The sequence below is a fragment of the Desulfogranum japonicum DSM 18378 genome (genome assembly GCF_000429945.1).
Classification (GTDB): Bacteria; Desulfobacterota; Desulfobulbia; order Desulfobulbales; family Desulfobulbaceae; genus Desulfogranum; species Desulfogranum japonicum.
The window spans coordinates 18,623-31,872 of sequence record NZ_KE386998.1; the positions used below are offsets into that span (position 1 = coordinate 18,623).

Consider the following 13,250-nt stretch of genomic DNA (forward strand, 5'->3'; position numbering starts at 1 on the left):
CAACAGGTACAGCAATGTCTCAAAACCCCAGGCCTTACGTATTACGGCACCTACCATTAGCTCTCAGTTTCATCCTCTTTTTTCTCTTGCTTCCTGTTTCCCTGCTTGCCGGGCCCACAATCAACTCTGATGATTTGGTCCTTGTTGCACGTAATACAGACCTGGACGACCAATTCGCCCTTGTCGCTCTTGCAGACATTCCCGGCAACTCGATAATTTTTATCACCGATGAAGGATGGGACGACAGTGATTTCACCTTTGATGGCGCTGAAGACTGCTTCAAATGGACTGTTCATTCCAACGGTATTTCTGCAGGATCAATCATACGTTTTACCAATGAAAGCACGACCACCCTTGAACTTGAGGACAGCAATCACGGAACACTCACTCTGGTTAATGGCTCCAGCGACATGAACGTTTCTGCCGGAGACCAACTTTTTCTATATCAAACAGCTGACGATACCTATACCGGCACCATCCAGCGTCTGGATGGCAGTGGCGGAGTAGAGGCGGGCATGATTTATGCTTTTAACGGAGATAATTCCTCACCAAGCACTTATGGCTGGCTGGATCCGGGCAATGTACACACCAGCGCTGCATCCCAGGTTCCTGACAACATGACGGTGTTATCAACCTGTGACGGCAGTGGGAATGCCAACGTTGCCAACGCAAATGGCATGCTCACACAATGTACCCTGAAAGACAGCGTCGCTAATGAATATGACAACTACCGCTATGACGGCCCCACAACTGCGGCGATAAAAAGCGACTGGCTCATACGGCTGCATACCACAGCCAACTGGTTGTGTGATGATATTGACACCCTGAGTATTAATTCCGGCACTCTGGTGAGCGACTGGACAGTTTCCCCGGACAATCTTGCTCCTACCATCTCCATTAGCGACACCAATTTAACCTATACTGAAAATGATGCTGCCACCCAGATTGACCCGGCGGCAACTGCATCCGATGCAGATGGAGATGCCGACTGGAACACAGGCACCCTGGTGGTACAGATTACAGCTAACAATGAATCAGCGGACGAACTGAGTATACCGGACAATGTGGTGGGAACCATCAATACATCGGGAACCAGCCTGCTCAATAGTGCCACAGCAATCGGCACACTCAGCGCTTCAGAAGGCACCGTCACCAATGGAACTGCCCTAACCGTCACTTTTAATTCCAATGCAACCAATTCCCTTGTAGAGCAAACTGTACGGGCTGTGCATTACAGGAATACCAGCGAAAACCCTGGAACATCGAACAGAACCATTACCTTTACCGTCACTGATGCCAATACTGGCACCGCCAATGATACCCGTACGGTTGAGGTGAGCGGACTTGATAACGATCCGCCGACCATTGCAACCAACTCGACCTTGAGTCTTGCAAAAAATGCAACGGCGACCATCACCACCTCCTACCTTGACTCTTCTGATGTGGATGATGCAGACACGGCAGTTACCTTTACCGTTACCACAGGGCCGACTCACGGCCAGTTGGAAAACACCGACAACAGCGGAGTATCCATAACGACCTTTACTCAGCAGAACCTCAATGACGGGAAAATTCGGTATGTCCATGACGGTACTGCCACCACCAGTGACTCTTTTGTCTTCACCGTGGCAGATGACGGTGCCAACGATCTCACAAACCAGACATTCAACCTGACCATTACCAACACCCTGCCCGTAGCTTCAAATTTCACGGCCTCTCCCGGCCCTTACCAGAATGTTGTCTATACGTTTTCCACGTCATCATTTTCCTATGCGGACGACAATGCTGATGTCCTGGATCATGTGCGGGTAACAGCTGTGCCCGGCAGCGGCACCCTGTATGTTGATGCAAATAATAACGATACATACGATAGCGGAGAAGAGCTTGCCGACAACGACCAGGTAAGCAAGGCAAACCTGGATGCAGGCAATCTGCAATACCTTACCACCGGAACCACAAATACCAGCTTTACCTTTGACGTCAACGATGGCACGGCATATAGCACCTCCACCTATACAGCGTCCCTGAATATCACGGCAGAACCGACAGTGACCCTGTCTGTCAATAACAGCAGTATTGCAGAGGCAGGCGGTTCTGCAACAGTGACAGCCACCCTTTCCCATACCTTTGGCGCAACAGTAACGACAAACCTAAACTTTACAGGAACAGCGACACTCACAGACGACTATACCCGCAGCGGCACGTCCATTGCCATTTCCAGCGGAACAACCGGTACTGTCAGCGTCACTGCGGTTGACGATTCCATTGATGATGATGCAGAAACCATTATTGTTGATATCACAGGTGTCACCAACGGAGCTGAAAATGGTACCCAGCAGGTAACAGTCACCATTACCGACGACGATGTCTTACCCACGGCAACCACCAATGCCGCCAGTGCTGTAAGTTCCAGCGGAGCAACCCTTAACGGCAGCATTAATGCCAACAATGCCTCCACAGCCGTAACATTCGAGTATGGAACAGATACCAATTACGGTAACTCAGTCACCGCTGACCAGAGCCCTGTGACGGGATCCTCCGGCACTGCTGTCAGCAAAGCCATTACCGGTCTGCTGCCAGGCCAGACCTACCACTTCCGTGTGGTGGGAGTCAGCGCTGTGGGCAACACCAATGGAAATGACCAGAGTTTTACGACTCCGGCCACAGCTCCTTCAGCCACCACCAATGCAGCTTCCTCACTCACCGCAAGTGGCGCGCGCTTAAATGGCAATATCACTGCTAATGGAGCAAGTACCACGGTCACCTTCGAGTATGGTACAACCACCGGTTACGGCAGCACTGTCACAGCTGATCAGAGCCCTGTGACCGGGAATGCCTCTACAGCTGTAAGCAAAACCATCACCGGCCTGACCTACGGCCAGACATATCATTATCGTGTTGTTGGTACAAATAGTCAGGGCACGACCAACGGCACTGATCAATCCTTTACCATTACCAACATTGCCCCCACTGTAACAACCCAGGCAGTAACTGATATCGCATCAAACACGGCAACGGGTAACGGCACCATTACCGACCTGGGGGTTCCCAATCCCACAGCCTACGGCATGTGCTGGAATACCAGTGGCACGCCAACAGTATCCGACAATGTTTCCAACCAGGGAGCGACTTCGACTACTGGCGCATTTACCTCAACCATGAGTGTACTCACGCCAGACACCACCTATTATGTCAGAGCCTATGCTACCAACACCACAGGCACATCCTATGGCGGGGAAGTTTCATTCACGACTGAAGACAAGTTTCCTTGGCTTATTTTCTATCGGAGCTTTATACTGCCCTCAAATGATTCCAAGTAAATACAAGACATACAATATTCCTACAGGTCATATTCAGCTCTTTTTACTCTGCTCCCCTGTTTCAGGGGAGCAGAATTTATCCCCTCATTATGCCGAACAAAGGGCTATGCAGATGTTTTCCAGCCCGATTCCGGCCAGTATGGGACCATTGAAGCAGTCAGGAGCATGAGCCTATTTCCTACACACTTTTGGGATTGTTATTATTTTCCACGCCCCTTAGCGATTCTGTTTGTCCTTACTACCCATTGTCTCTCGATTCTTAAGGTCATAAAAAATGCGAACTCAACACCATCCTAGTTCCATAGTGACCAGATATCGCCCATTACCCTCCTTTACAACAGTCAGAAGGCTGATGCCGTTAATTGTAGGCGGGATGGCCTTTCTCATCTTCTTTTCCACCATGGCACCCACGGTTTCTTTCTGGGATTGTGGAGAGTATATCACCGCCGCTTACACACTGGGCATTAATCACCCCCCCGGCAATCCGCTGTATGTGCTATTGGGGCGTATTTTCACCATACTACCGGTTGCCATGGACCAGATTGCTGCACGGGTGAATATGCTCTCCGTCTGCGCCGGGGCACTTACAGCCAGTGTTGTCTATACGATTATTACCACCATTGTTGCCAACCTCATCGGTACGCCCAGGCGTTTATGGCAACAACTGACTATCATCACAGCAGGAATGACAGGGGCATTGTTTGCCGTCCTGAATTATACATTCTGGTTTTCAGCAGTGGAAGCATCAGCATACGCGCCTTCAATGCTGATGCTGGTTACCAGTTTTTATCTTGTCCTGAAATGGAACCAGACCCCAACGGAAGAAGGCAGAGATCGTTTCCTGATTTGTGCGATCTACACCTCCTTTTTGGGAATAGGTTTTCACTTTTTTTCCGTTTTAGCCCTGCCGCCGCTGTTTCTGTATATCATCGCAGCAGATAAAACAAAGAGACAGGACACCTGTTTCTGGTTAAGTTTTTATATTTTCTGTTCCATTGCTTTTGCTACCAGCACGTTCATCTTTATTTCCCCGCTCCTGCTCATCATCTGCGCGGTGTTTGCTTTTACCAGCCGACCTCTGGCCCTCCCCTTGAACTGGGCCTGCATAAGCATGGCGTGCGTCATCCTGCTGCGAGGCAGGGAATACGAGCTGATGTCTCTGACACCTTATATCGCCCTGCTGTGCATGGTCATTGTCGAGACATTTTTCTCAAGAAACAGGTCATCCGGGAAAACGCAATGGCGGTTGCTGTTTTTCCTCAGCCTGGCGGCTTTTCTCGGTTTCTCTGTTTTTTTTACCATTCCACTTCGCTCTCACCTGCATCCTCCACTGGACCACGGTCATACGGATATCAGGCTGGAGCAGGGACGCATTGACGCCACAGCCTTTCGCCGTTATCTGGATCGTTCAGAATATATTCCGGACTCCATGCTGACACGGATGCTCCACCGAAGAGGAACGCTTCAGAGCCAATTTGGATTCGATGATCGCATAGGATATATGGGATTTCAACTCACCCAGCTTTTCCATTTCGGCAAAACCATAGCACAGGATCGCAGCTCACAAGAAAAAAATACGCTACTGGGTGGCCCGCTGCCCAGGCAATTCATCGCCATATGCATCTACCTTCTTCCAACAATGCTGATGCTCTATGGCATCTATTTCTGGATAAAAAAAGATGCAAAGGCTACCCTCCTTCTGGTTTCACTGTACCTGCTGTCCAGTTTTGGCATGGTGTTGTATCTCAATTTTTCAGATGGCACTCAGACACGTTCTTCTCAGCCAGAAGAATACAGAGTGAATCCGGAACTGGCCAAACCACAGGAAAAAGATGACATTACCCAATCCCATGCCATCATTTCCAGGGAGGTTCGGACTCGAGACTATTACTTTACAGCGGCATTTGTCTGCATGGGAATATGGATTGGCCTTGCCATTGCGGGAATACTGTACTCCCTGGCTCGTTCTGCAAACGCTCGTCTGCAGCGCGCTGGTTTACTCTGTTCCTACCTATTTCTGGCTGCCCCACTTATCCCACTTCTCCATAACTACGGAGAAAATAACCGATCTGATAACTGGCTCACCTATGACAATGCCTACAATACCCTTATGTCGTGTGACAATGATGGCATTTTGTTTACAGATGGCGATGATATATTCTTTTTCTGGTTTATGCAGGAGGTTGAAGGTATCAGAAAGGATGTCAGTGTTGTCAGCACCGCTCTGCTGCCGAGAAAATGGTATTTGAAACACTGGTTGCAAAAGAAACCACCACTTCCTATGAGCATTGCTCTTCAGGAAGTTGAGGCAGGCTTATCTCCTCTGCGCAACATGCTGGCAGAAAAAACAGAAATAGAATTACCCCACAGTAAGCTGGCAGTACAACTTCCAGACAAAAAAGAGAAACACTTCTTCTCCATAGAGGAGCAGCTGCTGCTTGATATTATCGATACCAACAATTTTAGCCGTCCTGTGTATTTCCCCATCAACGTCCATTTTGAGTATTTTGCCGGTATATGGAAATACCTTGAAATTGAGGGAATGGTATACAGGTTACATGACAGGCCAATAAAAGATACCTCCAGAATTCATATCAATATGGAACGTACAAAATACCTCTTTTCAAGTGTCTATCAATATCGCAACAAAGATAATACCTCCATCATGTTCAGCGAAACTGACCGAAGATTGGCAATGAATATGGCGGCACCCTATATATTCTATGCCGAAGCATATGACAGTCGAATCAAAAATGCCCGGAAAGCTATTACGCAGTACCAACTCATATTAAGTCGACAGACTTTCAAAGATCCCACAATAATAGAGCAGGAAATTGACAGACTGCAGCGCTTCATTGATACAGGATTGTTTGAGATCAACCAACTGTTTGAGCGCGGCATCAGCCTATGGCCAGCCAACTTTATATTTCGGCAGGCTTACCATGGATTTCTGACAGAAAACGGAACAGAAGATGCTGCCAGACTGAACGTTGAACAGGCGCTACACCTTGATAAGGATAATAGCTTTTTCAGCAACATTGAAAAACAACACCTCACCCCGGCAGAGACGAGGTCTCAGCCTTGAAAAAAATAGTACTCATGGCGATACGGGAAGCCTTTCAAATGACAATGAACGTTTACCACGCCATTGCTCCCCGGTTTGAAGTAAAACGAAAGCTCTATGGTCTGCAATACGTTCTCAACACCAACGATCACATCAGTTTTATCATCTCTCCCTTTGACTGGGAACCGCACATCAAAACACTAATGACTCAAAAATGGGGAGTCGTCTGGGATGTTGGCTCAAACTTCGGATTATTCAGCATTCTTGCTGCACGCGCTGGCAATACGGTAGTTGCATTTGACCCTTCAAATCACGCCATAACCCATTTGAATAAAAGCAAAAAAAATCACCATTGCCGGAACTTGCAAGCCGTTGCAAGACCATTAACCCCGGAAAAAGCATTCTTTTCATGCGTGCATGATGCCAGTTGCACGAATGTGATGTGCCCTTCAACTCACTTGAAAAATACAGTAGAATCGATCACCTACAAAGAAGCAGCAGAAGCATTCGCCGTTCCGCATCTCATCAAAATGGATATTGAAGGTGGTGAACAGGCATTTCTGGAAAATACAGACTTTCTGCAATGGCTAACGGATCACGATATCTCGCTGATAGTGGAACTGCACAACGGATATGTGCCCTCAATACCAAAACGTTTTCACGTTCAGCATATCCACGGCGATCATATTCTCATAACTCCCCAAAGGCCAGTTTCTCACAGCGAAAGTCAGGGATTGAGGGATTGAACCGGCACTTGATATCTGGCTAAAATTTTCAAAGTCTGTCTGGGGGAACAGGGAAGTTTCCTCCAAAGAAGCCGTCTTTTGCCCATTTCCCGCAGCACCTTGCAATGGGCATCTGCCCATGCCTTACAAACTGTCAGTGCAAGGGTTGACTTCCTTACCCTGGTACCGTCTCCTGCTCTGGCAGGAAGTCCGCCCCGAGCCATTGCGTACAATCGATATACGGCTAAGGGATATACAACCACAAGATACCACAAGGGAAGAATTTTAAAGCATGTCCATATCCGGTTTCTCTCTGCATAATACAACTTACGTGGGGAATATCGCACTGTTGACAGAGACCGGTAATGATACACCAGAGCCTGAGGACACAGCAGCGTTGTAAAACCATGCAGGTTCATTCTCCAGTAGAAATCTGTTTCTTCGTAAAAAAGAAAATAGTCTGCATCAAAATTTCCAACAGTATCAATAACCTCTTTTTTCAGGCACATGACTGCTCCATAGCAACCAAATACTTCCTGGTACGCTTTGGGGACAGATTCTGCTTTTTCCAGATTTTTTGCATATAAATCTTTATACAGGCCTACTCCGCAGGAATTAATGAGCCCAGGATCCGATGAATGCAAGACTAAAGACGCTAAAGATTTGTATTGGGGAAATTGGGTGAACGCTTTGAGAATTTCTTCACCCCATCGCGCATCAAACACCACATCCATGTTACAGAGTACAACAATTTCTGCTCTGTCCATCACTTGTAACAGTTGATTGCATCCATACGCATAACCGCTATTGCGCTGTGATGCTATGACAGTTACAGGAAAATTGTGCTTGCTCAACATTTCCAAAGAAGAATCTGTTGAGGCATTGTCATAGACAAATATATTTACATCTATTCCCTGCATTCCAAGAATAGACGAAACACACTCTATGAGCTTTCTCCCCCCATTATAATTTATAATGCCAAAATCTATGACAGTTCCATCCATGAGTCTCTTTTCTCTGCAATCTCAGGGTAAAAACAAGCACGGCATTACTACGTAACAGAAAGCAGTTACCGCAATCCCAACTTAGGATATCGTTTTTTTCCCTGCGTTTTTTTCTTTCAACTGCAACACACAGAGGCTGAAAAACAGTATCCCTCCAAAAAAAATGCACCCTTTAGCCCAGGCAACTGCTTCTGATCGGTAGGAAAGCTCTACACTGCTTTTTCCCTCAGGCACCTCCACCGCGATCAGTGTTGTAAAAGCTCTCCATACCGGCTTATCTTCTCCATTGACCTTGGCCTTCCAGTAGGGATGATAATTTTCACTAAATAGCAACACCCCTGGTCGTACAGCATTGGTTTCAATGTGATACGAATCTTGAGACAATAAACTTGTTATACGGGAAGAACCACCGGACGTTTCCGGAAAGGATACGGTATGCCTGGGTATTTCTCTATCAAAAGCAGGCTGTTCAGAAAATGGAATAACCTGTCGATAGGGATAACGCCCCGTGTACAACTGCTCTAACAGTTGCACATCAGGGACGATATCATACTGATAATACAGTGTTGTACGGGCAAAGGCAGCCCTGTTCTTCAGAAGCTGTACTTGATGCTCAGGATGAGGAAGAAAGAGATATTTAACATTCATGATATTCAAAAAGGCGCTGGCCGTAATATCCTGCCTTTCCATTACCGGACCCAGAAAACTATCACGCCCTCCTCCTCGGCGAAACTGCCGGTAACTCTGCAGTTCATTGTCATGAAAGCCGGCAGCACTGCGTAATCCATATACAGCCATGGTATTATTGTTAAAAATACGGGGGAGAGGCCCTGCGGAGAGTGTTCGGTAATCGTTTAAAGGATCTTTTGCATGCTCTGCCTGTAAAATTTGAATAAACGGCTGCTTTTCCGCAATAAAATCTCTACGCGGCACGACCTCTATATATCGAACATTGACAGACAATGTATCCAGCAAGCCAACAGCCAGGAGTGCGACATATCGAAGCAATGGCGAATATTTATGCTGAAAAAAGAACCAGACAGCCCCAACACAGCAACATCCGACGACAAAAGAATACCACACAGCTGCGACTGTCTGCTGCATCACTTCTTTTTGCAAAGGCCGAAAATAGCTGCCTGTTTCCCTGTTAGTAACGACGTCACTACCGGAATATATTACAAACAGTAAAAACATAAAAAACAGATTCACCACTATCAGATGATGCCAGGGAAAATGAATGATTCTCCCCATACCCGAAAGCCCACTTGCACCACGCAAAACGGGTGAAGCATATTGCCGCACGAGAAACACATTGGAAACAAGGGCGAAAACAAGCACCACGCAACTGGCCAGATGACTCGATAAGGGCCACCAGTAACGACTGAAAGTCAATAATAACAGAACACCGACGAAACTCATCAAGACAGGAAAAATCTCGGTCGATGACAGGCAACATGTGCTCTTTTTTTCTTCCTTAAAAAGGAGGGCTGCCAAAATACCCGCAATACATGGCATCCAGAGAGCAATCATTGCCGGAGCCCGGAAATTTTTTACTCCCGGGACTGCGGTAAAAAACACCTGAAATAGTGGCGTATGAGCACCCACGGCATATATCAGAACACATGTCGCACCTGCCAGCCAGAATAACTTTTCACCACGATCAAAACGCCTGGATAAAGAAAGAAAGGCGAGTAGAATCAACAGCATTCCGGGTGAATCAGAATTAATTTTCAGACTGTTGTGTCCCCAGTATTCAGAGACCGGATGCGTGCTTCCCGGCGTTGTGTTTATGGTGCCTAAAAACTGTGGCATCAACATGGCTGCAACTTCTTCCTGATGCAGAGACCAACTCACAGCATGGCCGAATGTTGTCTTTTGCTCACTGCTGCGAACGGACTGTGAGGTAGTATATATATAGGGAGGGAGTATTTGAACTGCAGCAAGCAGTAAGGCTGCAGCCACTGCAACGCCTAAAATCACCTGACGAAAGATGCGAACTTTCAACAGGAGGCGATGACGCTGCTGGACACAGGTAAGATAAAGTGAATACATAAGAAGCCCCCACAATACAAAATAGACAAGCTGCAGATGTGACGAAAGGAGCATCCAGGTCAGGCCAATGGTTACAATACACGAACCCCATATTTTCCCTTCTTTAATCAGCTTCATGAGGCCATAGAGAACGAGAGGCATCACGGAAAACACCATCATTTTCCCATCATGCCCTGCATAAATCAGACTGAAAAACACCGGACTAAAGGCATAGAGAACACCAAGGAAGGCTCCGGTTTTCCACTTGCCGCTTATATAACTGAACAGAATAGCCCCTGCAAAATACGCAAGGATAATGCACACAATAAACTTTATGCCAACAGCTCTAGCGGGGTCCATTATGAGCTGCAGGAAAACGAGGGGATGATATGCATCGCCAAACATTGCATCCAGTGTCGGGAGTCCGCCTAAATGAGACCCATCCCATTGGGGCAATACGATGGTATCACGGATAAACCTGGAACCGAGCCCATTGAGCTGATCCGACATGACGGAACCGAGCAGGGTGTCCTGATCAAAAAGAAACTCCCGAAAAAGAACTACAACGCTTCCAATGACTCCTAAACTGAAAACAATAAATTGAAGCCAGTCTTTTTTTTGCATTTTCATAGAGTAAGCTCGGGTATATAAATAGCGTATAAAGTCCGGTGGTCTGAATAGCACCTTGAAGAGTTGTATGCTCACCATAGCCGGGAGGAAACGGTTTTATGCATCGTGTTTCCCATGATCAGCCCCCCCAACAAGAAGAAAGCCTCTCCCTGTTTGTGAACCGCACCAGTGCAATAACCTCTGTAAACCGTTGATAGGTACGTGCAACACTTTTCATGAGAATTCTCCAGGGAGTTCACTGTAGTACAAATAGACCTTGAGAATAGCGTAAACTAGGAATACTATGCGCGACACTTTTCCCAACCTTTTACAGATTTGATTCAGGTGAGCACAAACGCTTGACAAGAGTCCCTCTTCATAAAAGAAAACGCCGTCTCTACGAGGTAACCCTATCACATGAAAATTTGCCTGGTAACATCATCGTATCCCCTCAATCACCAGAACAGTGAAGTGCCCTGGCTAAGGCAGGCTGTCAATCTCGTCAATGAAGAAAAAGATATTGAGGTGATTGTTTTTGCGGCTGCTTTTAAAGGCCTACAGGATCATGAAATTGACGGCATACCTGTCAAAAGGTTTCGCTATTTTTTCTCACGGTATGAAAGCCTCACACATGAAGATGGTGCTGCGCATAAAATTCAAAGCCGCTGGTACCGTCTTCTGGCAATCCCCTACATCATCTGCGGATCAATACAACTGGCAGCATTCAATCGCCGGGAAAAATTTGACATACTGCATGTCCATTGGCCTTTTCCCCATGCGATCCTGGCCTTTTTTGCTCAAATTTTCCATCCTGCCAAGATAGTATTAAACTATCATGGCACCACCTTGATTCTCATAAAAAGATATCCGTTTGTCCGGTATTTCCAAAGATTTTTCATCAAGCATGCAGATGAAATTATTAGCAATTCCAGGTACACGGATTCCATCATGGGAGAAATTGAAAACAGGGCTTCGAAAATCATACCATATGGCACAACAGTACGCCAAACAACTCAATCGGTATCAAAAGAACCCTATCATATTATCAGTGTCGGTCGGCTTATTGAACGTAAAGGATTTCCTTATCTGATAAGGGCCATGCCAGAAATTGTCGAAAAATGGCCGCAAGCCAGATTAACCATAGTTGGCGGCGGCGGCCAACTCAAGACATTACAACAGCTTATCAGTGATTTAGAAATGGCGCAGCATGTACATCTGAGTGGAAATATCTCCAGCGCTGAACTGAAAAAAATCTACGACAAAGGCTCAATATTTGTTTTACCCTCAATCTTTGACGCAAATGGAGAAACAGAGGGGCTTGGAGTTGTCCTCATCGAGGCAGTGGTTAACGGGTGCGCATTGATTGGGAGTAATATAGGCGGTATACCGGATGTGGTTATTCACGAGCAAACCGGTTTGCTGGTTGATCCAAATCGACCCGCAGCGATCGCCAAAGCCGTTGACAGGTATTTCTCTGATGCAGCCTTCAAGGCTACAATGGTGAAACAAGGACAACGCCACGTCCAGGAAAACTTCTCCTGGAAAAGAGTCACCGAACAGCTCTGTCACGTCTACAGACATCTTTGACAGATACTGTTTCGCCTCACTGGCAGGGATGAGCTGCACCTACCAGGATTTCTCACAAGTATATTTTGAATTTTCCTGGGTATGGCTCTGCTTTTAAGCATGTTTAACAACTGCTACTATTTGAAAACATCAAATAGTAACTCAAAAAAATCATGAGAAATGCGGGCTAATCCTGCCGGGTGCCCTCCCTTTCCTTAAACAGAATCGGTTCAACAAACAGGTGCCAGGGAAAATCTTTTTTTTCTGTCCACTGCGCGTAAAAAACGATATTTTCTGTGCCCATCAGCACGCTGTTGCCAGCTGAATACGCTGATCCGCTGCCATTGGCAGCCGTGTTCCAGGCATTAAAGATATACCCCTCTTTTACCAGCGAACCCAGGTTCAACACATAGACAGTCTCCCCCTGATGATACAGGCTCGCATCTGTAGGAGGGGTGCCGGATGTACTCCCGTTCCCCAGGTAGGTTACGGTATAGGTCTGGGCGGAGATTGTGATATTGAAGAGTTGGCCAGTGAGTTCGTTTGCCCCGCCATCAGCGACTTTAAACGTAAAATTGTCTGAAGTGCTGGCACTGCCATCATGCACATACCGGACTTTGCCATCACTCAGATTCTGTTGACTAAAACTACTGATAGAAACACTGGGGCTATCAGTATTCTCCAGCTGGCCATGGCCAGGAGAAGCTGTCACAGTAAAGGTCAAGCTTGCATTATCGCTATCAGTATCATTGGCAGCCAGTGCACTCGTAGTTATGGCAGCTGTCCCACCATTTTCCACATTGAGTCCATTATTCACACTGATGGTCGGTATATCGTCATCCACAGCCGTCACCGTGATACTGAAGGTTTGACCTGTCAACTCATTGGGAACACCATCGGCTACCTTAAACGTAAAACTGTCGGATGTCGT

General features: G+C 46.8%; 7 protein-coding genes. 4 read left to right on the forward strand and 3 right to left on the reverse strand.

Annotated elements, in window-relative coordinates:
• The first annotated feature begins 14 nt into the window (after window positions 1-14).
• The 3 genes from G493_RS0126425 (at window position 15) to G493_RS0126440 (ending at window position 7,130) form a co-directional block, all read left to right on the forward strand.
• Entirely contained in the window at window positions 15-3,320 is a 3,306-nt protein-coding gene (locus tag G493_RS0126425; protein ID WP_028582757.1) for a cadherin-like domain-containing protein, read from the forward strand.
• A 352-nt stretch (window positions 3,321-3,672) separates the two neighbouring features.
• Entirely contained in the window at window positions 3,673-6,405 is a 2,733-nt protein-coding gene (locus G493_RS0126435; RefSeq protein ID WP_028582759.1) for a glycosyltransferase family 117 protein, read from the forward strand.
• Complete coding sequence (locus G493_RS0126440; protein ID WP_028582760.1) at window positions 6,402-7,130, forward strand: FkbM family methyltransferase; 729 nt, start codon at window positions 6,402-6,404, stop codon at window positions 7,128-7,130. Before G493_RS0126435 ends, G493_RS0126440 begins: the two co-directional genes overlap by 4 nt.
• Here G493_RS0126440 and G493_RS0126445 read toward each other — a convergent pair.
• Window positions 7,112-8,113 carry a glycosyltransferase family 2 protein gene (locus G493_RS0126445; RefSeq protein WP_028582761.1) on the reverse strand — a complete coding sequence of 334 codons (1,002 nt, stop codon included), beginning with the start codon at window positions 8,111-8,113 and terminating at the stop codon, window positions 7,112-7,114. The genes G493_RS0126440 and G493_RS0126445 overlap by 19 nt on opposite strands.
• Window positions 8,114-8,194: 81 nt before the next feature.
• Entirely contained in the window at window positions 8,195-10,774 is a 2,580-nt protein-coding gene (locus G493_RS0126450; protein ID WP_028582762.1) for a hypothetical protein, read from the reverse strand.
• Between the two features lie 396 nt (window positions 10,775-11,170).
• Here G493_RS0126450 and G493_RS0126460 point away from each other — a divergent pair, with 396 nt between their 5' ends.
• Window positions 11,171-12,340, forward strand: coding sequence for a glycosyltransferase family 4 protein (locus tag G493_RS0126460; protein WP_028582763.1), 1,170 nt, complete (start codon window positions 11,171-11,173; stop codon window positions 12,338-12,340).
• Between the two features lie 166 nt (window positions 12,341-12,506).
• Here the strand turns inward: G493_RS0126460 and G493_RS33780 are convergent.
• Window positions 12,507-13,250, reverse strand: a 744-nt coding sequence (locus G493_RS33780; protein WP_028582764.1) for a cadherin-like domain-containing protein, incomplete at its 5' end; no start/stop codon positions are given.

Coding starts and splice junctions, on each gene's coding strand:
- G493_RS0126425 (WP_028582757.1), top strand. CDS start 15: ATGTCTCAAAACCCCAGGCCTTACGTATTACGGCACCTACCATTAGCT.
- G493_RS0126435 (WP_028582759.1), top strand. CDS start 3,673: ATGCCGTTAATTGTAGGCGGGATGGCCTTTCTCATCTTCTTTTCCACC.
- G493_RS0126445 (WP_028582761.1), bottom strand. CDS start 8,113: ATGGATGGAACTGTCATAGATTTTGGCATTATAAATTATAATGGGGGG.
- G493_RS0126450 (WP_028582762.1), bottom strand. CDS start 10,774: ATGAAAATGCAAAAAAAAGACTGGCTTCAATTTATTGTTTTCAGTTTA.
- G493_RS0126460 (WP_028582763.1), top strand. CDS start 11,171: ATGAAAATTTGCCTGGTAACATCATCGTATCCCCTCAATCACCAGAAC.